The sequence below is a fragment of the Streptomyces sp. 1331.2 genome, assembly GCF_900199205.1.
Classification (GTDB): Bacteria; Actinomycetota; Actinomycetes; order Streptomycetales; family Streptomycetaceae; genus Kitasatospora.
This window is the reverse complement of sequence record NZ_OBMJ01000001.1, coordinates 687358-709172: the sequence shown is the minus strand read 5'-3', so window position 1 is coordinate 709172 and position 21815 is coordinate 687358. Positions and strand designations below refer to the sequence as shown.

21 protein-coding genes are annotated in these 21815 nt (G+C 75.6%); 14 read left to right on the top strand and 7 right to left on the bottom strand.

Annotated elements, in window-relative coordinates:
- Position 1 precedes the first annotated feature (1 nt).
- Positions 2-1234: an MFS transporter gene (locus CRP52_RS03035; RefSeq protein WP_097239792.1), complete on the top strand. Its 1233-nt coding sequence runs from the start codon at positions 2-4 to the stop codon at positions 1232-1234.
- A gap of 218 nt (positions 1235-1452) precedes the next feature.
- Here the strand turns inward: CRP52_RS03035 and CRP52_RS03030 are convergent, their stop codons facing one another.
- Both CRP52_RS03030 and CRP52_RS03025 read right to left on the bottom strand, forming a co-directional pair.
- The gene (locus tag CRP52_RS03030) at positions 1453-1845 is read right to left on the bottom strand and encodes a MerR family transcriptional regulator (protein ID WP_097234952.1); all 393 of its coding nucleotides are present in this window, start codon (positions 1843-1845) and stop codon (positions 1453-1455) included.
- 15 nt (positions 1846-1860) lie between these two features.
- On the bottom strand, positions 1861-2880 hold the full coding sequence (locus tag CRP52_RS03025; RefSeq protein WP_097234951.1) for an MDR family NADP-dependent oxidoreductase: 1020 nt from the start codon (positions 2878-2880) through the stop codon (positions 1861-1863).
- A gap of 191 nt (positions 2881-3071) precedes the next feature.
- Here CRP52_RS03025 and CRP52_RS03020 point away from each other — a divergent pair, with 191 nt between their 5' ends.
- Complete coding sequence (locus CRP52_RS03020; RefSeq protein ID WP_097234950.1) at positions 3072-3827, top strand: PIG-L deacetylase family protein; 756 nt, start codon at positions 3072-3074, stop codon at positions 3825-3827.
- Here CRP52_RS03020 and CRP52_RS03015 read toward each other — a convergent pair.
- The 3 genes from CRP52_RS03015 to CRP52_RS03005 all read right to left on the bottom strand — a co-directional run bounded on the left by CRP52_RS03015 (position 3824) and on the right by CRP52_RS03005 (position 5609).
- The gene (locus tag CRP52_RS03015) at positions 3824-4534 is read right to left on the bottom strand and encodes a DedA family protein (RefSeq protein ID WP_097234949.1); all 711 of its coding nucleotides are present in this window, start codon (positions 4532-4534) and stop codon (positions 3824-3826) included. The genes CRP52_RS03020 and CRP52_RS03015 overlap by 4 nt on opposite strands.
- Positions 4535-4584: 50 nt before the next feature.
- Positions 4585-4779 carry a DUF1918 domain-containing protein gene (locus CRP52_RS03010; RefSeq protein ID WP_097234948.1) on the bottom strand — a complete coding sequence of 65 codons (195 nt, stop codon included), beginning with the start codon at positions 4777-4779 and terminating at the stop codon, positions 4585-4587.
- 149 nt (positions 4780-4928) lie between these two features.
- Entirely contained in the window at positions 4929-5609 is a 681-nt protein-coding gene (locus CRP52_RS03005; protein WP_257032253.1) for a TetR/AcrR family transcriptional regulator, read from the bottom strand.
- A gap of 361 nt (positions 5610-5970) precedes the next feature.
- On the opposite strand from CRP52_RS03005, the gene CRP52_RS03000 reads away from it, so the two are divergent.
- The 7 genes from CRP52_RS03000 to CRP52_RS02970 all read left to right on the top strand — a co-directional run bounded on the left by CRP52_RS03000 (position 5971) and on the right by CRP52_RS02970 (position 15450).
- Positions 5971-6843, top strand: coding sequence for a phytanoyl-CoA dioxygenase (locus CRP52_RS03000; protein WP_257032252.1), 873 nt, complete (start codon positions 5971-5973; stop codon positions 6841-6843).
- A gap of 11 nt (positions 6844-6854) precedes the next feature.
- Positions 6855-7433 carry a DUF6309 family protein gene (locus CRP52_RS02995; RefSeq protein WP_179852671.1) on the top strand — a complete coding sequence of 193 codons (579 nt, stop codon included), beginning with the start codon at positions 6855-6857 and terminating at the stop codon, positions 7431-7433.
- Positions 7430-11707 carry a non-ribosomal peptide synthetase gene (locus tag CRP52_RS02990; protein ID WP_097234946.1) on the top strand — a complete coding sequence of 1426 codons (4278 nt, stop codon included), beginning with the start codon at positions 7430-7432 and terminating at the stop codon, positions 11705-11707. The genes CRP52_RS02995 and CRP52_RS02990 overlap by 4 nt, the downstream gene beginning before the upstream one ends.
- A 71-nt stretch (positions 11708-11778) precedes the next feature.
- Positions 11779-13035: an aspartate aminotransferase family protein gene (locus tag CRP52_RS02985; RefSeq protein WP_097234945.1), complete on the top strand. Its 1257-nt coding sequence runs from the start codon at positions 11779-11781 to the stop codon at positions 13033-13035.
- A gap of 34 nt (positions 13036-13069) precedes the next feature.
- Entirely contained in the window at positions 13070-13933 is an 864-nt protein-coding gene (locus CRP52_RS02980) for a TauD/TfdA family dioxygenase (protein WP_097234944.1), read from the top strand.
- Positions 13921-14688: an SDR family oxidoreductase gene (locus CRP52_RS02975; protein WP_097234943.1), complete on the top strand. Its 768-nt coding sequence runs from the start codon at positions 13921-13923 to the stop codon at positions 14686-14688. The genes CRP52_RS02980 and CRP52_RS02975 overlap by 13 nt, the downstream gene beginning before the upstream one ends.
- Positions 14689-14691: 3 nt before the next feature.
- Positions 14692-15450: a methyltransferase domain-containing protein gene (locus CRP52_RS02970; RefSeq protein ID WP_097234942.1), complete on the top strand. Its 759-nt coding sequence runs from the start codon at positions 14692-14694 to the stop codon at positions 15448-15450.
- 66 nt (positions 15451-15516) lie between these two features.
- Here CRP52_RS02970 and CRP52_RS36850 read toward each other — a convergent pair whose 3' ends face one another.
- Entirely contained in the window at positions 15517-16239 is a 723-nt protein-coding gene (locus CRP52_RS36850; RefSeq protein ID WP_097234941.1) for a Tat pathway signal sequence domain protein, read from the bottom strand.
- Between the two features lie 172 nt (positions 16240-16411).
- Here CRP52_RS36850 and CRP52_RS02960 point away from each other — a divergent pair, with 172 nt between their 5' ends.
- The 3 genes from CRP52_RS02960 to CRP52_RS02950 all read left to right on the top strand — a co-directional run bounded on the left by CRP52_RS02960 (position 16412) and on the right by CRP52_RS02950 (position 18935).
- Complete coding sequence (locus CRP52_RS02960) at positions 16412-17164, top strand: maleylpyruvate isomerase family mycothiol-dependent enzyme (RefSeq protein ID WP_097234940.1); 753 nt, start codon at positions 16412-16414, stop codon at positions 17162-17164.
- A gap of 242 nt (positions 17165-17406) precedes the next feature.
- Entirely contained in the window at positions 17407-17964 is a 558-nt protein-coding gene (locus tag CRP52_RS02955; protein ID WP_097234939.1) for an AAA family ATPase, read from the top strand.
- Positions 17965-18017: 53 nt separating this feature from the next.
- The gene (locus CRP52_RS02950) at positions 18018-18935 is read left to right on the top strand and encodes an NAD-dependent protein deacetylase (protein ID WP_097234938.1); all 918 of its coding nucleotides are present in this window, start codon (positions 18018-18020) and stop codon (positions 18933-18935) included.
- 36 nt (positions 18936-18971) lie between these two features.
- Here CRP52_RS02950 and CRP52_RS02945 read toward each other — a convergent pair whose 3' ends face one another.
- Complete coding sequence (locus tag CRP52_RS02945; protein WP_097234937.1) at positions 18972-19613, bottom strand: hypothetical protein; 642 nt, start codon at positions 19611-19613, stop codon at positions 18972-18974.
- Positions 19614-19869: 256 nt separating this feature from the next.
- Between CRP52_RS02945 and CRP52_RS02940 the strand changes: the two genes are divergently transcribed.
- Positions 19870-20808, top strand: coding sequence for a hypothetical protein (locus tag CRP52_RS02940; RefSeq protein ID WP_097234936.1), 939 nt, complete (start codon positions 19870-19872; stop codon positions 20806-20808).
- A gap of 118 nt (positions 20809-20926) precedes the next feature.
- A complete protein-coding gene (locus tag CRP52_RS02935; protein ID WP_179852670.1) occupies positions 20927-21814 on the top strand; it encodes a hypothetical protein in 888 nt (295 codons plus the stop codon).
- The last annotated feature ends 1 nt before the right edge of the window (position 21815 follow it).

Sequence of the window (21815 nt, the reverse complement as noted above, 5' to 3'; positions counted from 1 at the left end):
GATGTCCCCCGTTCGCGACGAGTTCCGCCGGCCCCAACTGGCCATCGGCGCACTGTTCTTCGTCCTCGGGTTCCAGTACGCGACCTGGGTCTCCCGGGTGCCCGCGCTCAAGGCCCGGCTCGACCTCGGCGAGGCCCAGATCGGCCTGTTGCTGATGACCTGCGGGATCGGCGCGGCGGTGTCCTTCCCGCTGGTGGCGGTGCTGATGCGGCGGTTCGGCTCCCGCCTGCTCTCGGTGCTGTCCGCGCTCGCGCTCGGCGTCGTCCTGCTCGCGCTCTCGGTGGCGCCGAACTACCCGGTCACGCTGCTGGTGCTGTTCTGCGACGGCGTCGCGGTCGGCTGCCTCAACGTCGCCATGAACGCCCAGGGCGCGGCGCTGGAGGCCCGCTTCGAGCGGACCACCATGTCCAGGCTGCACGCCACCTTCAGCGCCGGCTCGCTGCTGGCCGCCCTGCTGGCCTCCGGCGTCAACGCCTTCACCGGGACCCTCGCGGTGCACTTCGGCCTGGCCGCCGTGCTGCTCGCCGCCCTGGTCCTCGCAGCCCGGTCGGGGCTGCTGGCCGACGACTCGCAGGAGGCCGCCGAGCCGGGGGACGAGCAGCCGGGGGACGAGAAGCCGGGGGAGCGGAAGCAGCGCCGGGGCTTCGTGCTGCCGACCGTCGCGACGCTCTGGATGGGCCTGGCGATGGTCTTCGGCACCGTCACCGAGGGCGCCATGAACGACTGGTCGGCGCTCTACCTCAAGGACGTGGTGGACGCGGGTGCCGGGCTCGCGCCGATGGGCATCGCCGTCGTCTCGGTGATGATGGTGTGCGCCCGGATCTTCGCCGACGGCTGGCGCACCCGCTTCGGCGACGGCCGCATCGTGCGCACCGGCAGCCTGCTGGCCGGCCTCGGCCTCGCCCTCGCCCTGCTGGTCGGCGGAGTGGTGCCGACCCTGCTCGGCTTCGCCTGCGTCGGCCTCGGCGTGGCGGCGGTCACCCCGTGCGTCTACGTCGCCGCCGCCCGCCGCGGCGCCGACGCCCTCTCCCTGGTCGCCGCGATGGGCACCACCGGCCTGCTCGCCGGCCCCGCCGTGATCGGCTTCATCGCGGGCGCCACCAGCCTCGTCTGGGGCATGGCCGCCGTCGCCGCCTCCGCGGCGGTCGTCTCGCTCTGCGCCACCCGCATCAGCTGGCCCGCCACCCAGTCGGCCCCCGCCCCCGAGCCCCGCCTCGCCGCCGACCCCAGCTGACCACGGCCTGCGGTCCCCGGCCGCTAGGGCCCGTCTTCAAACCCCCGTCGTTCGCCCGGAGGGCGGGCGGGGCGGCGTTGGGGTGCGTGCATCGCAAGGCGGAGGAGGGAGCCCAATGCAGCGCATTGGCGACCGACGACAACGCGGCGAGGTGCGTGCCCCGACGTCGGCCCGCAGGCGGGGGTTTGAAGACGGGCCCTAGCCTCGCCTCCGGCCCCTCAGCTCTCGCCCGGTACGTCTGCACCCCCGTTGCGGATGTGCCGGGCGAGCCTGTCGCGGAGCGTGGTGAGGCGGGCGATCTCGGCGTCGAGGGTGGCGAGGCGGGCGGTGACGACCGGGGCGAAGGTGTCGGGGCCGGGGGAGGCGGAGCAGCGCTGCGGCGGGTCGTACGCCAGCATGTCGAGGCGGTGGGCGCGGCTGGCCAGGTCGTCCACCGTCAGTCCCACGGCGAGGAGTTGGCGGATCACCCGGACCCGGGCGACCTCGGCCGGGCCGTACTCGCGTTGGCCGGAGGCGGTGCGGGCGGGCGGCGGGAGCAGGCCGCGTTGCTCGTAGAAGCGCAGTGCCCTGGGGGTGGTGCCCGCCGCTGCCGCCGCCTCGCCGATCCGCATGCCTGCCCTCCGTCGTCAGAGCTCCACGATGGTGGTCCCGAAGGTGTCCCCGGTGAACAGTCCGGTCAACGCCGCGGGGGCCCGATCGATGCCCGTGACGCTGGTGCGGGGGAGGGCGAGTTGCCCGGCGCGCAGCCAGGCGTCGAGGCGGTCGCGCCACTCGGCGTCGAGGTCCGGGTGGGTGAGCTGGGTGAAGCCGCGCAGGGTGAGGCCGAGGGTGATGACCCGGAAGGTGTCGATCACGGCCGGTGCGTCGCCGCCGCGCCGGTCCGGTGCGAGCTGGCCGTCGAGGGCACCGACCAGGGCGAACCGGGCGCCGGGGCGGGCCGCGTCGACGGCGGCGGTCAGCTGCTCGCCGCCGACCAGGTCGAGGACGACGTCGAGCCCGTCCGGTGCGGCCTCGGCGAGTTGGTCGGCGAACGGCCGCTCGCCGGGCACCAGCACCGCGTCGTAGCCGAGTTCGGCGGTCAGCCGCTTCGCCTTGGCGGGCGTGCGGGTGGTGCCGATCACCCGGGCGGCGCCGAGGAGCCGGGCGAGCTGCCCGGCCGTGCTGCCGACCGCGCCCGCCGCGCCGGTCACCAGCACCACGTCGCCCGGGCGCACCCCGGCGACGCGGGTGAGCCCGCCGTAGCCGGCCGAGGAGGTCGAGATCAGGGCGAGCGGGTCCGGGAAGTCCGGGGCGACGGGGGTGAACTGCGCGGCGTCCGCGAGCGCGTGGTCCCGCCAGCCGTGCAGATGGGTCACCAGGTCGCCCGGGCGCAGCGGACCGCCCTCGGGTGCGGCCAGCACCTCGCCGAGGGCGGGCCCGAACAGGGCGTCCCCGCGGGCGATGTGCGGCAGGGGCAGGCCGCCGCCCTCGACGGCGATCAGGGTGCGCAGGCCGGGGAAGACCAGGAAGGCCCGGTTGCGGACGAGGACGTCCCCGGGGCCGGGGGCCGGCAGCGGCTCCTGGGCGACGGTGAAGTCCTCGGGGGCGGGCAGCCCGGCCGGGTCGGCGGTCAGCCGGACGACGCGGGCGGTGGTGGGCAGGGCCATGGCGGTGCTCCTCGTGAGAAAGGGGAAGCCCGTTGTGGGGCGCGCCCGGACGCTAACCCTTGACCCTTGGGTCAGGGGCAAGCGCTCCAGGCAGGAGGGTGTCTGACGAGGTGTGGGGGACGCCGGTCTTCTAGAGTCGCCTGCGGTACGACCGTACGAAGTTGTGAGCCGCACCGAGAAGGACGACCCGCATGACCGAGCAGACCCCCGCGCCCGTCGAGCCCGCGCCCTACGAGCCGGTGGACGAGGACTGGCAGACCGCGCTGGCGATCGTCGCGCACCCCGACGACATGGAGTACGGCGGCGCCGCGGCCGTCGCCCGGTGGACCTCCCAGGGCAAGAAAGTGGTCTACGCGATGGTCACCAGCGGGGAGGCCGGGATCGACTCGATGGACCCGGCGGAGTGCGGGCCACTGAGGGAGGCCGAGCAGATCGCCTCGGCCCGCGTGGTCGGCGTGGACACCGTCGAGTTCCTGGGCCACCCGGACGGTGTGGTGGAGTACGGGCTGCCGCTGCGCCGGGACATCGCCCGCGTGGTGCGCCGGCACCGCCCGGACATCGTGATCACCAGCAACTTCCGGGACACCTACGGCGGGGTGTTCCTCAACCAGGCGGACCACATCGCGGTCGGCCGGGCCACCCTGGACGGGGTCCGGGACGCCGGGAACCGCTGGGTGTTCCGCGAGCTGCTGGCGGAGGGCCACGAGCCGTGGAACGGCGTGCGGCAGATCTGGGCGGTGGCCTCGCCGGAGTCGGCGCACGCGGTGGACACCACCGAGCACTTCGACCGGGGCGTCGCCTCGCTGGAGGAGCACAAGGCGTACCTGGCCGGGCTCGGCGGGGAGATGGCGAATGCCCGGGAGTTCCTGGAGGGCTTCGGGCGGGGCGCGGGCAGCCGCCTGGGGACGCGCTTCGCGGTGCCGTTCGAGGTGTTCCCGCTGCGCTAGTCCGAGCCCTCGTGGGAGGCGGCGTCCGGGCCGGGTCCGGAGTCGGGCCCGGGTCCGGCGTCGGCGTCGGCGTCCGCGCGGCGCCGGCGTCGGTAGCGCAGCACCTGCCGGAGCAGGAAGGCGGCGACCAGCACCCCGAGGCCGATCGCGAACCACAGTTGGTAGCGGATCGCCGTCCGGTACACGGCGCCGATGTTGGCCCCGGCGAGGTAGCCGAAGGTGCCCCAGACGCCCGTCCACAGCGCGGCGCCGAGCAGGTTGAACGGCAGGAAGCGGCGCCAGGGCATCTCGGTCGTCCCGGCGATGATGCCGTTGGTCTGGCGCAGCCCGTCGACGAAGCGGGCGACGGTGACGACCTTGCCGCCGTGGCGGGCGAAGAAGCCGTCCGCGCGCTCCATCCGGGCCGGGGTGAGCAGTACGTAGCGGCCCCAGCGGTGGACGAAGGCGCGCCCGCCGGTGCGGCCGATCAGGTAACCGAGGCTGTTGCCGAGCGCCGCGGCGACGCCCGCGATCAGCAGGACGGCGGCGAAGTCCAGGTGCCCGGCGCCGGCGTACACCGAGGCGAGCACCAGGATGGTCTGCCCCGGCACCGGGACGCCGCAGTTGTCGAGCAGCACGAGCAGCGCCACCGCCAGGTACCCGTAGTGGTCCAGCAGTGGCGCGAGCCCGGCGAGCGCCCCGGGCAGCGGGGTCGTGGGTGCGGACACCGCTCCTCACCACCGCGCGCGGTCGGGCCGCGGGGTGGCGGGGGCGTCGGTCAGCGGTCCGCCAGCCGCGGTTCGATGTTGCAGTCGGGGCCGGGGTAGATCAGGCCCTGGTGGCCGTCCTCGAAGCGGACCACGTACGGCGGCTGGCCGTCGGCGCCGCGCACTTCGACGATCTCGCCCTTCTGGTCCACCATGCCCACCGACCTGCTGTGGATGTGGAGCTGGTCACCTACCGCTGCGTGCATGGTCTGCTCCTCGGGGTCGTGTCCTCGGGTCGTGTCCTGGGTCGTCGGCTCGTGGGTCGTCGGGTCGTGGGGGCCCGCCTCGGCGACCGTTCCGCTATCCACTGTGCTTCGGGGGCGGCGGGCTCGCAAACGCCGTGGGCGAAGGTGCCTCAGCGGGCGGGCAGGTGTTGCGCGAGGTAGCCGCGGACCAACCGCTTGCACTCGGCGATCAGGGTCGGATCGCCGTTCGGGTCCCCGCGGAAGGCCAGCTTGAGCACGGCGTCGGCCGCCTCCAGGGCGACCCGCAGGGTCAGCGTGGTGGCCGCCGGGTCGTCCGCCCGGAACATGTCGCCGCCGAGTGCCTGCAGGCGCAGGGCGACGGCGGTGTTGTTGTCCACGCCGGTGTCCAGCAGGTGCCGGTCGTCCCGGACGCCGGCGGGGACGGCCGGGCCGGCCAGGCCGAAGTCGACCTGTCCGAAGCCGGGGACCGCGCGCTTCATGGCGACGAACTCCTCCACCGCGAGGTCGGTGAAGGCGGCCGGGTCGATCGGCGCGGCGGCGGCAAGCCGGGTGTCGAGGCGCCGGAGGTACTGGTCGAGGTTGCGGCCGGCGAGTGCGGCCAGCAGGTCCTCCTTGCCGGCGAAGAACTGGTAGAGGGTGCCGATCGGCACCTGGGCGCGCTGGGCGACCTGCTTGGTGGTGAGCGCGGTGGCCCCGACCTCGTCCAGCAGTCCGGCGCAGGCGTCCAGGATGCGGCCGTACCGCTCCTGGCTGCGCTGTTGGACCGGGCGTCGACGGGCCGACGGGCCCATCCGGCCGGCTGCTTCGTGACTCCGGGTGTCCGAGCTCATGGGCTCACTCTGCCGCATCCGCTGTTCCGGCGGCGAATCACCGGGGCGCAGCGCGGCCGGAGTGCTCCGTGGGGGAGGAATCGACTGGTGGCCGGAGCTGAACGGCACGGTGGCGGGAAGGTGTCCACGAGGAGGCGATGGCCTTGTCGTGGACGCGAAGACCGGTTCATACTCCTGGGGCGCACTACCTTGCGTGATCGACGCGTCTCTCTTCGTGGTGATCACGGTTCAGTCGTGGCGGCTGTGGCGACTGTGACGGACGCTCCGCCACCACCCGAGGTCTGGATGGAACCCGTGTGCCTCCTTGCTCGTGCCACGTCCCGTTGTTCGTCCCGCCGAACGGAAGGAGGGGGTCGGTTCGGTGACGTTGTCCTCCGGAGGGCGTGAGGCCCTCGACATCGAGCACCACCGCAAGTTCCTGGAGTCCGGGTACCTGGTCCTGCCCGGCCTGGTGCCGGAAGCGCTGCGCGAACGGCTCGTCCCCGAGGTGGACCGCTGGGTCGACGAGGGCCTGCGGGCCCGGTCGATCGCCGCCTGCGCCGACCCCGCCCGGCACGGACCGCCCCCGCTGCTGGAGCTGGAACTGCCGGCGCACGGCCAACTGCTCACCCATCCACCGCTGTTGTGGACCCTGACCCGCCTGCTCGGACCGTCCTTCGTCTTCCACCACCTGCACAGCGACCGCCAGGACCCGGGCATCCCCGGCAAGCCCTGGCACCACGACTGCGAGCCCAACGACCGCGCCGACCCGTCGCTGCTGATGGTCCACGCCCTGCACTACCTCGGTGGACTGGACGAGAAGGTCGGCAGCCTCGCCGTCCTGCCCGGCTCGCACCAGGGCGCCTTCGGCAAGGCCGCCTTCGCCCACCACGGCACGGCGGAACTGCCCGGCGAGGTGGTGATCGACCGGCTGCCGCCCGGGACCACCGTGCTGCTCAACTCTGCGCTGTTCCACACCCGCAGGCCCGCGCCCGACGGGCCGGGCCGGCCCCGGTACTTCATCGACGCCTCGTACTGCCAGGTGGGGGCGCGCTGGCGCCCGGTGAAGCCGTACTGGCGGCGGATGCTCGCCCGGGCCCGCGAACTCGACCTGGCCGACGGGCAGTGGCCCGAGCTGTTCGCGGAACGGCACTTCACCGAGTACACCGGAACCGCGCACACCGGCGCTGCGGGTACGGGAACGGCGCACACAGGCACCGCGCGCACCGGCACCGCGCACACCGGAACCGTCTGAGGAGCACTGCTGTGGAGATCGTCACCGCCGTCGCCTACCCCGAGGTCCACGACGCCTACCTGCGGGACCATCCGGTGGAGCGGGCCCACGAGGCGAACAGCAACATGTACGCCGAGGAGAACCTCGAACGCGCCGACCGCATCCCCGGCGGCTGGTGGCGCGTCCGGCTCTCGCGGGCGGACGTCCTCGGAGTGGTGCTGCCCTGGCACATCAGCGAGGGCGGGGCGCTCGAACTGGTACCGCGCTCCGGCCTGACCGTGAGCGAGGCGGCGGAACGGATCCGCTCCGCCGGGACCGCCTGGACGGCCGCCAACCCGGTCTGCTCGGCGAAGCTGCGGCTGCTGCGGCGGGCCCCGTTCACCCCGCTCTTCCTCAGTACCGCCCCGGTGGAGCACCCCGACTACGGGGAGCTGACGGTCCGGTCCGGGCTGATCCACCTGGACGGCCTGCACCGCATGCTGGCCTGGGAGTTGGCCGGTCGGCTGCCCGAACGGGCGGTGCTGGACGGGTACCTGGTGGGTGACCCACGGGTGGCGGCCGGCCCGGTCCGCACGGGACGGACGGGACGGACGGGGGACGAGTCGGCGTGACCTCCGCGACGCAGCACGTCCGGTCCGCACCGTCCGGCCGCTCCGGCCCCGCCCGCTCGCTGCCCGGGCTCCTCGCCCGGCTCGCCCGGGCCCACCCGGACCGGCCCGCGCTGAGCGACGGAGTCCGTACGGTCGACTACCGCACGCTGGACGCCTCGGCCGCCCGGATCGCTGCCCGGCTGGCCGCCGCCGGCACCGGGCGGGGGGACCGGGTCGCCCTGGTCGGGCCCCGGGACGCCCGGATGCTGGTGCTCCTGCACGGGGTGTTGCGCTCGGGTGCGGCGGCGGTGCTGGCCGACCCGGAGTGGTCGGCGGCCGACCTGGCCCGGCGGCTGGCGGCCGTCCGGGTGGGGCGGGTGCTCGCGACGGAGGGCGGGCTCGGCGGGGAGGTGGTGGACGTCCTGACGCCCCGGCCGCCGGCGGCGTCGCCGTCCGGCGAGGCGGAGGCGGAGGCGGGCGAAGCAGAGGGGGACGTCGAGGCCGTGGACGCCGAGGACCCCGCGTACCTCTCCTTCACCTCCGGGTCGAGCGGCGAGCCCAAGGCCGTCGCCGTCACCCACGCCAACGCCGTGCACTACGCGCTGGCCCTGGCCGGACGACTCGGCCTCACCGAGGCCGACGCGCCGTGCACCGCGCACGTCACCACGCTGGCCGCCGACCTCGGCCACACCACCTGGCTGCTCGCCCTCGCCACCGGGGGCTCGGTGCACGTCGTCCCGGACCGCGAGGTGCGCGACCCGCAGGCCTTCTGGGCCTCGCTCCGGCACGCCGGGGTGAACGTCCTGAAGACCACCCCCTCCCACCTGAGCGCCCTGCTGGAGGGCCGCCCGGCCGACACCCCACCGCTGCACACCCTGCTGCTCGGCGGCGAGGCGCTGCCGCGCCCGCTCGCCGCCGCGTTGCTCGACGGCGGCACCACCGCCCGGCTGGCCAACCACTACGGCCCGACCGAGACCACCGTCGGCGCGACCTGTCTGCTCGCCACCGACGCCCGCGAACTGCCGGCCGAGGAGCCGACCGTACCGATCGGCACCGGGATCGGCGAGGTGCTGCTCACCGTGGTGGACGGCACGGGCCGTGCGGTTCCGGACGGCACCGTGGGGGAGCTGCTGATCGGCGGCCGCGGCGTCAGCGCCGGGTACTTCGGCCGGCCGGACGAGACCGCCCGCGGCTTCGTCCGGCGCGACGGCGGCCTGGTGTACCGCACCGGTGACCTGTGTCGCCGCCGGGCGGACGGGAACCTGGTCTTCCTCGGCCGGGTGGACCGCCAGGTGAAGGTCCGCGGCTACCGGGTCGACCTCGCCGAGATCGAGCGGGCCATGGACGGCTACCCGGGCGTCGCCCGCTCGGCGGTGCTGCTGCGGGAGACCGCCGTCGGCGGCCAACTGCTCGGCGCGGTACGGCCGTCGGAGGGTTTCGGCGGCCTGGAGCTCCTGCGCGCGCACTTACGGGACCGGCTGCCGGGCTACTCCGTGCCGCAGCCGATCCTGGTGCTGCCGGAGTTCCCGGTCGGGCCGAACGGCAAGCTCGACCGGGGACGCCTCGGCGAGCTGGTGGCCGAACTGGTGGAGGCCCGCGCGGAGTCGGCGGGAGCTGCGGCGACAGGCCCGGCAGCGACCACTCTGGCGGCGGAGATCGGCCGGTTCTGGGCAGGTGCGCTCGGCCTGCCCGCCGTCGGGCCGCGCGCCGACGTGCTGGGCCTCGGCGGGGACTCCATCCTCGCCATGCGCACCATCGCCTTCCTGCGGCGCTCGGGCCTGCGCGTCGCCTACGAGGACTTCTACCGGCACCCGACGGCGGAGGGCCTGGCCGCAGCCGCAGCCGCAGCCGCAGCCGTCGCCACGCCCCCGAACCCGGCCACCCCTGGTGCCCCGGCCGCCCTTGCCGCGCACGCCGGGGGCGGCGGCGGCCGACTCGCCCCGGCGCAGCGCTGGTTGTACCGGCAGCGGTCCCTCCGGGACGTACGGCACTGGAACCAGTCCGTGCTGCTGCGCTGCCGGGCGGCGGTCGACCCGGCGGCGCTCTCGGCGGCGGTCGCGGCCGTCCTGGAACGCCACCCGGCGCTGCGCCGCCCGCTCTCCCCGGACGGCTACGGCGAGCCCCGGCCGGTGGCCGAGCTCGACCCGGTCTCCTTCTCCCGGATCCCGCGCGCGGCCGGAGCGATCGCCGACACCGTGGCCGGGGTCTGCACCGAACTCCACCGCAGCATCGACCCGTTGGCCGGCCGGCTGCTGCGCGCCCACCTGTTCACCGGCCCGCCCGGCACCGACGACCGGCTCGCGCTGATCGCGCACCACCTGGTGGTCGACGGGCTGTCCTGGCGGATCCTGCTGGACGACCTGGCGCACGCGTACCGGGCGGTGCTGGACCGGAAGCCGGTCGACCTGCCGCCGACGGCGGACTTCTACGCCTGGGCGGCGGCCGCGCCGGTGGCGGAAGCCGATGAGCCCGCCGCCGACCTTGTCGCTGAGCCCGTCGCCGACCCTGTCGCCGAGCCCGTCGCCGAGCCCGTCGCGGTCAGTTGGGCGCTCGAAGCGGAGGCCACCGCCCGGCTGGTCGCGCGGCACGGTGCCGGGGCCGGGCTGGAGGCCGTCCTGCTCGCCGCCTTCGCCGACGCCGTCACCGGCTGGAACGGGCGGGCCCGGCTCGTGGTGGAGGTCGAGACCCACGGCCGGGACGTCGTCGGAGATCCGGGCGAATTCCTGGACACCGTCGGCTGGTTCACCGCCGTCAAGCACCTCGGCCTGGAGGCCGGGGCGAGTCCCGAGGCGGTGGCGCGGCGGCTTCGCGAGGCGCCCGTCCGGCCGATGGACGCGCCGGGGCGGCGGCCCGCCGTCGGCTTCAACTTCCTCGGCACCTTCCGGCTGCCGGAGGAACCCGCGCTGGACTGGACCGTCGCCGCCGAGCAGGCCGGGGTGGCGCGCTGTCCCGGGGGCGATCCGATGTACGAACTGCGGCTCACTGCACGGGTGGTGGAGCAGCGGCTGGTCGCCGACCTGGTGTCCGGGCGGCCTGGTCCTTCGGGCCCCGAGGCCGAGCGGATCACCGCCGCCTTCGCAGCAGCCGTAGCGGCGGAAGCAGCGGAGGCGGGGGCACCGGCAGCGGGGGCGCGGCCCGTCCGGGCGCCGCTGTCCACCTCCGGTCAGCTGCTGCACCCCGGCGTGGCGCCGACCGCCCGGGCGACGGTGCGCGAACCCGCCCGGGTGCTGCTCACCGGCGCCACCGGCTACCTGGGGCGGCACCTGCTGGACGCCTTCCTGCGGCGCGGCGCCGAGGTCACCTGCCTGGTGCGGGCCGCCGACGACGCGCAGGCCCTGAAACGACTGGGGGCCCGAGCGGTCCACGCCGTCGCCGGGGACATCGACCGGGACGGCCTCGGCCTCTCCCCGGCGGGGCTGGAGCGCGCCCGGGCCGCGCGGATCGTCGTGCACGCAGCGGCGGACGTCCGGCTGGTGGCCTCGCCCGACGAGCTGGAGCGCACCAACCACGCGGCGGTGCGCCGGCTGCTCGGCTGGACCGGGGAGCACACCCCGCAGGCCGCCTTCCACCACGTCTCCACGCTCGCCGTCTCGGGTGGCGTGGACGGCCCGCCGCGGCGCTTCGGCGAGGCGGACCTGTGGATCGGCCAGCACTTCCGCACCCCGTACGAGCGGACCAAGTACCGCGCCGAGCAGGCCGTCCGGGCCTGGGCCGCCGGCGGGCACGCCGCCTATCTGCACCGCAGCGGGCACATCGCGGCGCACAGCCGGACCGGCGCCTTCCAGGCGAACACCGGCGACAACCGGATCTACCAGCTGATCCGCGGCTACCTGCTGGCCGGCGCCGCCCCCAGCCGGCCGGCGACCGCCTTCGCGTTCTCGCACGTGGACACGGTGGCCGCCGGGATCGCCGCGATCGCCCTCGACCCGTACGCGGCACCCGGCGCCTACCACGTCGAATCGCCGTACGCCGTCGCCCACGACGAGCTGGTGGGGTGGCTGGCCGGGCTGGGCCACCCGGTGCGGCTCACCGACGAGGAGGCCTTCGCGGCGGCCCTCGCCGCCGCCGAGCGGCGGCACCCGACGGCCGTCCGGTTGGCCGCCGTCTGGGCGCAGCAGGAGGAGCGCAACGTCCGGGTGGACAGCGCGTACACCACCGCGGTGCTCGACCGGCTGGGCGTCCACTTCGATGCCCCGACCCCGCAGTGGTGGTCGGCGGCGCTGGCCTGGGCCGCCGAGGCCGGCTACCTGCCACCCGCCGGACCGTCCCGACGCGGCCCCGAGCCCTCCCCTTGACCTTCCTGAACTCCCCCTGACCGTCAACGAGTTCTCTCCCGAAAGCAGGACCCAGCGTGAAGGCAGGATCCGTGACCCAGCTCTCCCCGATGCTCAAGCAGGCCACCCCGGTCGTCGCCGTGCGCGGCGAGGGCCTTCACCTCTACGACGCCGACGGCCGCCGCTACCTCGACTTCACCTCCGGCGTGGGGGTGACCAGCACCGGCCACTGCCACCCGCGGGTGGTGGAGGCCGTCCGTGAGCAGGCCGGCCGGCTGATCCACGGGCAGTACACCACCGTGCTGCACGACCCGTTGCTCACCCTCACCGGGCGGCTCGGCGAGGTGCTGCCGCCCGGCCTGGACTCGCTGTTCTACGCCACGGCCGGCACCGAGGCGGTGGAGGCGGCGCTGCGGCTCGCCCGGCACGCCACCGGGCGGCAGAACGTGATCGTCTTCGAGGGTGCCTTCCACGGCCGCACCATGGGCGCGGCCTCGCTCACCACGGCCGGCACCCGGTTCCGGGCGGGCATCGGCCCGCTGATGCCCGGGGTCGCGGTGGCGCCGTTCCCGGCCGCGTTCCGGCTGGGGCTGTCCGAGGAGGAGGCGGTCGCGTTCGCGCTGCGCGGGCTGGACGAGGTGTTGGCCACCGCCTCCGCGCCCGCCGAGACGGCGGCGATGTTCGTCGAGCCGGTGCTCGGCGAGGGCGGCTACGTGCCCGCCCCGGCCGGCTTCCTGGCCGGGCTGCGCGAGCGCGCGGACCGGCACGGGATCCTGCTGGTGGTGGACGAGGTGCAGACCGGCTTCGGTCGCACCGGCCGGTTCTGGGCCCACCAGTACGAGGACGGCGTCCGGCCTGACGTCCTGATCACCGCGAAGGGCCTGGCCAGCGGCTTCCCGCTGTCCGCGATCGCCGCGCCGGCCGCCCTGATGGGCCGCGCCTGGCCCGGCTCGCAGGGCGGCACGTACGGCGGGAACCCGGTGGCCTGCGCCGCCGCCCTGGCCACCCTGGACGTGCTGCGCGAGGAGCGGCTGGTCGAGAACGCGGCCGAGCAGGGCGCGCGGCTGCTGGCCGGGCTGCGGGCCGTCGCCGACGGGGCGCCCGGGATCGCCGACGTCCGGGGCCTCGGGCTGATGGCCGCCAGCGAGTTCTGCCGCCCGGACGGCTCCCCGGACCCGGAGACCGCCCGGCGGGTCCAGCAGGCGGCGGCCGAGCACGGGCTGCTGCTCCTGCTCTGCGGGATCCACCTCAACGTGGTCCGGATGATCCCCGCGCTGGTGGTCACGGCCGGGCAGGTCGACGAGGCGCTGGAGCTCTGGGCGAAGGCCGTCGCGGCCGGGAGCCGCTAGGGAGACCGGCAGCGGTCGGCGAGGAGGAGGAGACATGGATGCGGTGACCGAAATCGGCTGGAGCAGCCTGGAGTTGGCGGCGCGGCGGCACTTGTGGTCGCTCCCGCTGGGGGAGGTGGAGCGCCGGCTGCTGTGGGCCGACGCGCTGGCCGGACGGTGGGGTGCGGCCGAGCCGGTGCGGGCCAGGCTGCGGGACTTCGTGCGGGACGCCGTCGCCTCGGTCGGCATCACCCACATCGGCGGGCTGGTGGACCCGGCGCACCCGGAGAAGCGGATCACCGAGGTGCTGTCCTTCCTGCTGGCGGACTACGGCCGGATCGTGCCGCAGAACGGGCGCGGCGACCTCACCTCCGTGCTGCACGACCAGGACGGCGACGGCAACACCGAGCTCGGCTTCCACTGCGACACCTGCGACCTGCTCGTCCTGCTCTGTCTGCGGCCCGCCTTCGACGGCGGCGGGTTGACCAAGCTGGCGAGCGCGCGGCACGTCCACGACCTGATCGAGCGGGAGCGGCCGGACGCCCTCGCCACCCTCTGCGAGGACTGGACCTTCGACCGGACCGGCCGGGCCGGCCCGCAGGTGGTGGTCACCCCGATCCTCTACCACCAGAAGGAGGGCACGGTCGGCTGCTACTACCAGACCCGCACCGTCCGCTCCTCCCCGGACCGCGGCGGACCGGAGTTGACGGACCGTCAATGGGAAGCGCTGGGCGTGCTGGACGAGGTGCTGTACCGGCCGGAGATCGCCTTCGGGCTGCCGATGGCCGCCGGCGACCTGCTGATCATCCGCAACAGCCGGGTACTGCACGGCCGTTCGCCGTACGTCGACGAACCCGGGCCGTACGCCCGGCGGATGCTGCGGATCTGGGTCAACGAGGGGGACACATGGGCGCGTTGAGCGAGCCGCACGGACGGGTGGCGATCGTCACCGGCGGGGGCAGCGGTCTCGGCCGGGCCTCGGCACTGGCCCTGCTCGCGGCCGGCTGGACCGTCGCCGTGGCCGGGCGCCGCAAGGACGCGCTGGAGGAGACCGCCGTCCTCGCCGGCCCGGCCGGCTCCCGGGTGCTGGCCGTCCCGACCGACATCCGCAGCCCGCAGGAGGTCGCCCGGCTCTTCGACACCGTCCAGGACCGGTACGGGCGGCTGGACCTGCTGTTCAACAACGCCGGCGCGGCGGCCCCGCGCCGGCCGATCGCCGAGACCCCGTTCGAGGACTGGAACCGGGTGCTGGACACCATCGTCACCGGCGGCTTCCTCTGCGCCCGCGAGGCCTTCCGGGTGATGAGCACCCAGACCCCGCAGGGCGGGCGGATCATCAACAACGGCGCGCCGTCGGCGTACGTGCCGCGCCCCAACTCCATTGCGTACACGGCCGCCAAGCACGCCGTCCTCGGGATCACCAAGGTGCTCGCCCTGGACGGCCGCCCGTACGGCATCTCCTGCGGGCAGATCGACGTCGGCAACGTCACCCCCGTCGACGGCTCGCCGCAGCCCGCGGCGATGCAGGCCGACGGGACGACGGCGGTGGAGGCGACCATCCCGGTGGAGCGCTTCACCGAGGCCCTGCTGCTGATGGCCGCGCAGCCGCCGGACACCACTATCCAGTCCCTGGTGGTGCTTCCGACCACCATGCCGTTCGTCGGGAGGGGTTGAGCCGTGCTGGTCAGCGCACGCTCCTTCGAGGAGTACCGGGCGATGTTCGCGCTCACCGACCGCGACCTGGCCGGCCGGCGGGTCCTGGACTGCCCCGGTGGCGCGGCGAGCTTCGTCGCCGAAGCCGGGCGCCGGGGCATCGACGCCGTCGCCGTCGACCGCCAGTACGCGCACCACCGGGGGGAGTTGGGCCTGCTGGTGGAGCGCGAGACGGCGTTCAAGCGGGAGCTGCTGGTGCAGGAGACGGCCGGCTACCCGTCGAGCTGGTACGCCGACGTGGACGACCTGATCCGCCAGTGGACCGCCAACGCCCGGGACTTCCGGGCCGACATCGCCGCCCGCCCGGACCGCTACGTCGCCGGCTCGCTGCCCGAACTCCCCTTCGCCGACGACTCGTTCGACCTGGTGCTCAGCTCGCACCTGATCTTCTCCTACGGCAACCGGCTGGACGAGGAGTTCCACCGGGCGGCGCTGCTGGACCTGGCCCGGGTGGCCCGCCGGGAGGTGCGGCTGTTCCCGCTGGTGGTGTACGACACCGGCGTCCGGTACCCGGGCCTGGAGCGGCTGCGCGAGGAGCTGGCGGGCCTCGGGATCCCGAGCCGGGTGCAGCGGGTGGCGTACGAGTTCCAGCCGGGGGACGACGAGATGCTGGTGCTCTCCTGCGCGGACCACCGGGCCCCGGCCCGGCCGGTGCGCAGGGCGGTCGCCGTCGATGACCGGGTGCGCTGGCGGCACCGGGAGGGTGTGCCCTCGGGGTCCTGACCGGCCCCGGCCACCGCCCCGGCCGGCCGGTGCCTGCGCCAGGCACCCGCCGGCCGGGGCCGCCGGTCAGTTGACGTACACCGCAGGGCTGCCCGGCTGCGAGGTGTCCGTGACCGGGCCGTACGTCGCGGAGAAGTACCCGTCGGCGGGGCAGAGGGACGAGCCGCCGCTCTTGGCGAAGTGCTCGGTGCGGAACGCCAGGCTGTGCGCGCTGTTGTCGGCGCTGCCGGTGAACGCGCCGCTGAGCTGGTAGGAACAGGTGATGGTGCCGAACCAGCTGTTGAGGACGGCGGTGGCCTGGATCGTCCCGGCCGAGCCGCCGCCGAGGGTGACCGGCAGCCCCGGGGCGTCGGAGACGGTCAGGGCGTAGGGGAGGTTGCCGACGGTCAGGCTGCGCACCGAGGTGACGCCGGTGACGTTGCTGGTGCAGGAGCCGAAGGTCAGCCCGGTCAGCGATGCGGTGGCCGAGCCCGGGGCCGCCGGGTTGGTCTGCACCGAGGCCGCGAGCGCGGAGGTGGCACAGGTGACACCGGTGGTGCTGGTCGCGGTCGAGTAGAAGGTGGCGACCGTGCCCCCGGCCAGCGGTGCGGCGAGCGCATCGCCGGGGGCGACGCCCGTGCCGCCCGCGCTGCCGGCGGTGAGTACCGGAGCGGCGGCGACGGCCCGGGGTGCCGCGGCGGCGGGCACCGCGACGACGGCGAGCGCGGTGGCGGCGGCGAGGGCAGCGACGGCGGCCGCGGGGACGGCGGAGGGGACGGCGAGGTGGCGGCTGGAACGGCTGAAACGCATGGGAAAGCCTCTTCCTCGGTGAGGGGCGAGAAGACGACCTTTCGCTGCTCCCGTGATGCGGTGGGGGGACCGGGGGAGCTGACTACGTTCTAGGACCGTGACCGTGGGTCGTCAAGGCGCTGCGCGGAACTTGCTGACAATTAGTCAACAAGACTGCCGTAGGGTACGGGCCGTGACGCCCACCACCGAGCCCACCCGCGCCGAACTCGCCGCCCTGCTCGCCGACGTGCGCGGCTCCGCCGGGCGGCTGGTCGCCGCCGTCGGCGGGCTGAACGATCGCGGCGCCCGGGAGGCGTCCGCACTGCCCGGGTGGAGCCGCGCCCACGTCCTCACCCACCTGGCGCGCAGCGCGGACGCGTACCGGTGGCTGCTGGCCCTGGCCCGGACCGGTGTCGAGCCCGGGCCCCGGGCCGATGCGGCCGCGTTGGAGCGCGCGCTGCGGGAGGGGGCCGGGCGCGGGGCTGCCGACCTGGTCGAGGACGTGCGGCGCAGCCTGGACGGTCTGCTCGACGAGGCGGCGGCGATGCCGGCCGAGCGCTGGCCCACCCTGGTATCGGCCCTCGCGGGGTGGCGGCACCCCGCCTGGTTCACGCTCCACCGGGCCCGGCGGGAGCTCGAAACCCACCACGTCGACCTGAACCTCGGCTACAGGACGGCCGATTGGTCCGCCGACTACGTCGCCTGGGCACTGGACGCGACCGCTGCCGCCCTGGCCGCGCACGGCTTTCCCGTCGGCCGGCTGGAGGCCACCGACCTCGGGCGCGCCTGGACGCTCGGAGCGAGCGGCCCCGTCGTCACCGGCCCGGGGCACCTGCTGCTGGGCTGGCTCGCCGGCCGCGGCCCGGCCCCGGAGGGCGTCGGCCCGTCGGTGCCGCCGCCGTGGCCGCTGCCGCCGGCACCCGGCTGGGGCCGGGACGGCGGCTGAGGGCGGACCGGCTCCGAGGTCACCGCCCCGACTGCCCCCGCCGGCCGCGCCAGGTCTCCTGCGCCAGGTCTGCCGGACCAGGTCTGCCGGGCCAGGACTCCCAGGCCGGGCCGCCCGTTCCGCCACCCGAGGGTAGGCTGGGTGACGAACCGATCAACATCCGTACGGTTCCGTCAAGTTGGCCGGATCGCGGCCCCGTCGGCGGCGTCCGGCGGGGAGCAACCGGAGGAAGCCGGGGCACGATGCGACGTCCGACACTGGTGGCCGTCAGCGGCCCGCCCGGCGCGGGCAAGACCACGCTGGCGCACGCCCTGGCCGACGCGCTCGACTGGCCGCTGGTCTGCCGGGACGAGATCAAGGAGCGCATGGTTGCCGCCACCGAGCCCGCCGCCGCCACCGAGCCCGCCGGGGACCCGGACCTGAGGACACTGCACGCCTTCTTCCGCACCATCGGTGAACTCCTCGGGGCCGGCCGGAGCCTGGTTGCCGAGGCGGCTTTCCAGGACCGCCTCTGGCGTCCGGGTCTGGAAGCGCTCACGGAGTCGGCCGAGCTGCGCGTCGTGCGCTGCGTCGTCGATCCGGACCGCGCCCGGCTGCGCATCGCCCGCCGGTCCGCGGACCTGCCCTCGCGCGCCGCACACGCGGACGCCGCACTGCTGCGGCGCATCGCGGCGGGGGAGCGGCCGATCGAGTCGTGGGTGCCGATCGCGCTCGACGCCCCCTGCCTGGTCGTGGACACCACCGAGGGGTGGGAGCCGCCCCTGGCGCGGATCGTCGGCTTCGCCGCGGGTGCGCCGTAGCGCTGCCCCCGGCGCCGCCCCCGCCGCCCGCGGCCGGCGTTACCCTCGGCGGTATGGACGGGTCGGAGAGCTCGGCAAACTCGGCAGTTTCGGAGCACCCGGAGACCGTCGCCCCGGAGACCGTCGCCCCGGCAGCGTCGCGGAGCCCGGCGGGCGCGGCGGAGCTCGTCGGGCTGCTGGACCGGCGCGGCGCGGTGGTGCTGAGCGGCGCGGGCCTGTCCACCGAGTCCGGCATCCCGGACTACCGCGGGGCCACCGGGCGCCGCCGCAGCGGCACCCCGATGACCTACCAGGAGTTCACCGGCAGCGAGGCCGCCCGGCGCCGCTACTGGGCCCGGAGCCACACCGGCTGGCCGCTGTTCGCCCGGGCCCGGCCCAACGCGGGCCACCACGCGGTGGAGCGGCTGCGCCGGTCGGGGCACGTCGCGGGGGTCATCACCCAGAACGTCGACGGCCTCCACCGCGCGGCCGGGACCAGGGAGGCGGTGGAGCTGCACGGTGGGCTCGACCGGGTGGTCTGTCTGGACTGCCGGCGGACCAGCTCCCGGGCCGAACTCGACCAGCGCCTGGAGGAGTTGAACCGGGGGTTCCGCCGCCCCGGGGCCGTCCTGCGCCCGGACGGCGATACGCAGTTGGCGCCGGAGCTGGTGGCGGGGTTCCGGGTCGCGCCCTGCGCGGACTGCGGGGGCGTGCTCAAGCCGGACGTGGTCTTCTTCGGCGAGAACGTGCCGGCCGCCCGGGTCGACCGCTGCTACGAGCTGGTCGACGCCGCCGGGGCGCTGGTGGTCCTCGGGTCCTCGCTCACGGTCCTGTCGGGTCTGCGTTTCGTCCGCCGCGCCGCCCGCGCCCGGCTGCCGGTCGCCATCGTCAACCAGGGCCCCACCCGCGGCGACGACCTGGCGGCGCTGCGGCTCGACCTCCCGCTGGGCCCGACCATGGCCGAGGCCGCCCGGCTGCTGGGCGCGGACTGAGGCTTCCGTCCTCTGCCTCTCGACCCCGCGCGCCCGTCACGGCCGCCCCGGCACCCACAGCGGTGCCGGCCCGCCCCGCGGCATGGCGCGCGCCGCGTCCTCCTCCAGCCACCCGGCGACCCGCTCCGGATCGCCCTCGCAGAGCTCCACCAGCGCGGCCGCCGCGATCCGGGTGCAGCCCAGCACCAGCGCGAGGGTGTCCCGGCGGCGGTGCCGGTCCCGGACGTACGCCTCGACCCGCTCCTCGATGCGCCGGTCGTGGTCCGCCGCGGCCCCGGCGGCCGCCGCCTGGACGCCGTGCCAGACCAGGGTCAGTGCGCAGGGCTCGGCCGGGTGCGCGAGGTCGTCCCGGTGGGCCTGCTCGCGAGCCTCCGCCGACCGGCGGCCCAGCCACTCCAGCGCCGTCGGCTCGTCCCCCGCGCAGGACCGTACGACCAGGTCCGCGGCCCGGCCGACGACGGCCCGCAGCACCGCGGGCGCCGGCACCCGCAGGCCGGGCGCCGCCGGGTCGTCGAAGGCCAGCCAGGCGTCCGCGTAGGAGGCAGCCCTCAGGCCTCCCACCCAGCCCGGCGCCCCGGCGGCCGCGCCCAGCCACTCCTGTGCCCCCAGCCGGACCAGCCCGACGGCGACCAGGAGGGCCGCACCTCCGTCCAGCCCCAGCAGTCGTCCACTGCGCATCGCACACCCCCACCTGCGGTCATCACCCCGTGACCCGCACATCCCACCACACCAGGACGGGAACGAACTAGACAGGGCCACGTCACAAATCGGAGCCGATGTCGCGCGGCACGCCGCGTCCGGCCGCGCGGGAGGGGCGACCGACCGGGGGATGTTCCCGTCGGCGCGGCGGCCGGTCGGGGGCGGCGCTCCGTCAGGAGTGTTCTGCTGACGGGCAGGCGACCACCGCCGACCCCGTCGATCAAGGAGAGAGCCCATGCCCCGCCTGCTCGTCCCCGCGGCCTGCGCCGCCCTGGCCCTGCTGGCGGCGACCCCGGCCGTCGCCGTCGCCCCGCCGCTGTCCGCCCCGCGGATCATCGCCCACTTCGACCTGGCCAAGGGCCAACAGCCCGAGAACATCGCCCTCGAACCGGACGGCTCCGCCGACCTCACCCTGTCCTTCGCCCGGCAGATCGGCCGGGTCGACCCGGCCGGGCAGCTCACCGTCCTCGCCACCCTGCCCGCCCCCGCCACCCCCGCCACCCCGCTCATCGGGGCCGCGGTCGTCAGCGGCATCGTCCGCGCCCACGACGGCACTCTCTACTTCGGCTACGCCACCGGCACCGCCGACCTCCAGGGCATCTGGCGGCTCTGCCCCGGCGGCACCCCCGAGCGGATCGCCGCCCTGCCCGTCACCGGCCTGCCGAACGGCCTCGGCCTCGACGAGCGCGCGGGCCGCATCTACGTCACCGACTCCGCGCTCGGCGTGGTGCACGTGGTCCCGGTGGACGGCGGCACCGCCACGACCTGGTCCGACGACGCCCTGCTCAAGCCCGTCAGCGCGTTCGGCGCCAACGGCCTCAAGCTGCACGACTGCGCCGTCTGGGTGACGAACACCGACACCGGCAACCTGCTGCGCATCCCCATCGGCGAGGACGGCACCGCCGGGCCGGCCGAGGTCCGCGCCGGCGGCCTGCCGGGTGTGGACGACTTCGCCTTCACCGGGCACGGCGACGCCCTGATCGCCGCCCTGAACACGAGGAGCGAGGCCGTCTACGTCGAGCCGGACGGCAGCCACCACACCGTGCTCACCGCCGCCGACGGCCTGTCCAACCCGACCTCGGTCGCCGTCCGGGGCGACACCGTCTACGTGCCGAGCGCGGCCTACTTCACCCACACCGACCCCAACCTGCTGCTCGCCGACCTGCAGCGCTGACCAGCCGCGTCCATCCCCCGGCGGCCCCCTCCCGCCGCCCGCCCCGGTGCGGGCGGCGGGAGGGGGCCGACGGCGTGCCAGCCGGTACCGCGTGGGGTCCGGACCGTACGGTCGGTGCATGATCGTCGGGCTGTTGTCTGCTCTGCTGGCCGCGTTGCTCACCGGCTCGGCCACCGTCCTGCAGGCGGTCGGCGCCCGCCGCGCCGCCACCGCCGGGCCGGAAACGACGCCCGAAGCGGGGCCGGAAGCGCGGCCGGCGCCGGAGGTGGGGGAGGCCGCCGCGTTGGCCGGGGCGCTGCGGCAGTGGCCGTTCCTGGTGGGGGTCGGGATGGACATGTGCGGCTTCGCCGCCGAACTCGTCGCCCTGGAACGCCTGCCGCTCTACGCGGTCGAGGCCGCGCTGGCCTCCGCGCTCGCCGTGACGGCCGTCGGGGCGGCCCGGGTGCTGCGGGTGCGGCTGCGCGGCAGCGAGTGGGCGGGGGTGGCGGCGGTCTGTGCGGGGCTGTGCCTGCTGGCGCTCACGGCCGGGCGGGACGGGCGCGGCACGGGTGACGACGCCCTGCGGGTGGGCGTGCTGCTGGTCGCGGTGGGGCTGCTCGGCGCGGGCTGGGCGGCGGTGCGGTACGGCCGGGCCCGCCGCGCGCCGCTGCTCGGGTTCGTGGCGGGCCTGCAGTTCGGGGTGGTCGGGGTGGCGGTGCGGGTGCTGCCCGAGCCGCGGCTGCCGGACCTGCTGGCGGAGCCGTCGGCGTACGCCGTCGCGGTGGCCGGGCTGGGCGGCTTCGCCGCACTGACCTGGGCGATGCAGCACGGTTCGGTGACCTCCGCGACGGCGGCGATGGTGCTGGGCGAGACGGTCGGCCCGGCCGTGGTCGGGGTGCTGGTGCTCGGCGACCACACCCGGCACGACCTGGCCCCGCTCGCCGTCCTCGGCTTCGTGGCCGCGGTGGCCGGGGCACTGACCCTGGCCCGCTTCGGCGACGCCGAGCAGCCGGCCGTGACGGCCTGAG

Bases quoted from the DNA above. Each gene is read 5' to 3' on its own strand.
- CRP52_RS03035 (WP_097239792.1), top strand. From the start codon at position 2: ATGTCCCCCGTTCGCGACGAGTTCCGCCGGCCCCAACTGGCCATCGGC.
- CRP52_RS03030 (WP_097234952.1), bottom strand. From the start codon at position 1,845: ATGCGGATCGGCGAGGCGGCGGCAGCGGCGGGCACCACCCCCAGGGCA.
- CRP52_RS03025 (WP_097234951.1), bottom strand. From the start codon at position 2,880: ATGGCCCTGCCCACCACCGCCCGCGTCGTCCGGCTGACCGCCGACCCG.
- CRP52_RS03020 (WP_097234950.1), top strand. From the start codon at position 3,072: ATGACCGAGCAGACCCCCGCGCCCGTCGAGCCCGCGCCCTACGAGCCG.
- CRP52_RS03010 (WP_097234948.1), bottom strand. From the start codon at position 4,779: ATGCACGCAGCGGTAGGTGACCAGCTCCACATCCACAGCAGGTCGGTG.
- CRP52_RS03005 (WP_257032253.1), bottom strand. From the start codon at position 5,609: ATGAGCTCGGACACCCGGAGTCACGAAGCAGCCGGCCGGATGGGCCCG.
- CRP52_RS02980 (WP_097234944.1), top strand. From the start codon at position 13,070: ATGGATGCGGTGACCGAAATCGGCTGGAGCAGCCTGGAGTTGGCGGCG.
- CRP52_RS02975 (WP_097234943.1), top strand. From the start codon at position 13,921: ATGGGCGCGTTGAGCGAGCCGCACGGACGGGTGGCGATCGTCACCGGC.
- CRP52_RS36850 (WP_097234941.1), bottom strand. From the start codon at position 16,239: ATGCGTTTCAGCCGTTCCAGCCGCCACCTCGCCGTCCCCTCCGCCGTC.
- CRP52_RS02955 (WP_097234939.1), top strand. From the start codon at position 17,407: ATGCGACGTCCGACACTGGTGGCCGTCAGCGGCCCGCCCGGCGCGGGC.
- CRP52_RS02950 (WP_097234938.1), top strand. From the start codon at position 18,018: ATGGACGGGTCGGAGAGCTCGGCAAACTCGGCAGTTTCGGAGCACCCG.
- CRP52_RS02945 (WP_097234937.1), bottom strand. From the start codon at position 19,613: ATGCGCAGTGGACGACTGCTGGGGCTGGACGGAGGTGCGGCCCTCCTG.
- CRP52_RS02940 (WP_097234936.1), top strand. From the start codon at position 19,870: ATGCCCCGCCTGCTCGTCCCCGCGGCCTGCGCCGCCCTGGCCCTGCTG.
- CRP52_RS02935 (WP_179852670.1), top strand. From the start codon at position 20,927: ATGATCGTCGGGCTGTTGTCTGCTCTGCTGGCCGCGTTGCTCACCGGC.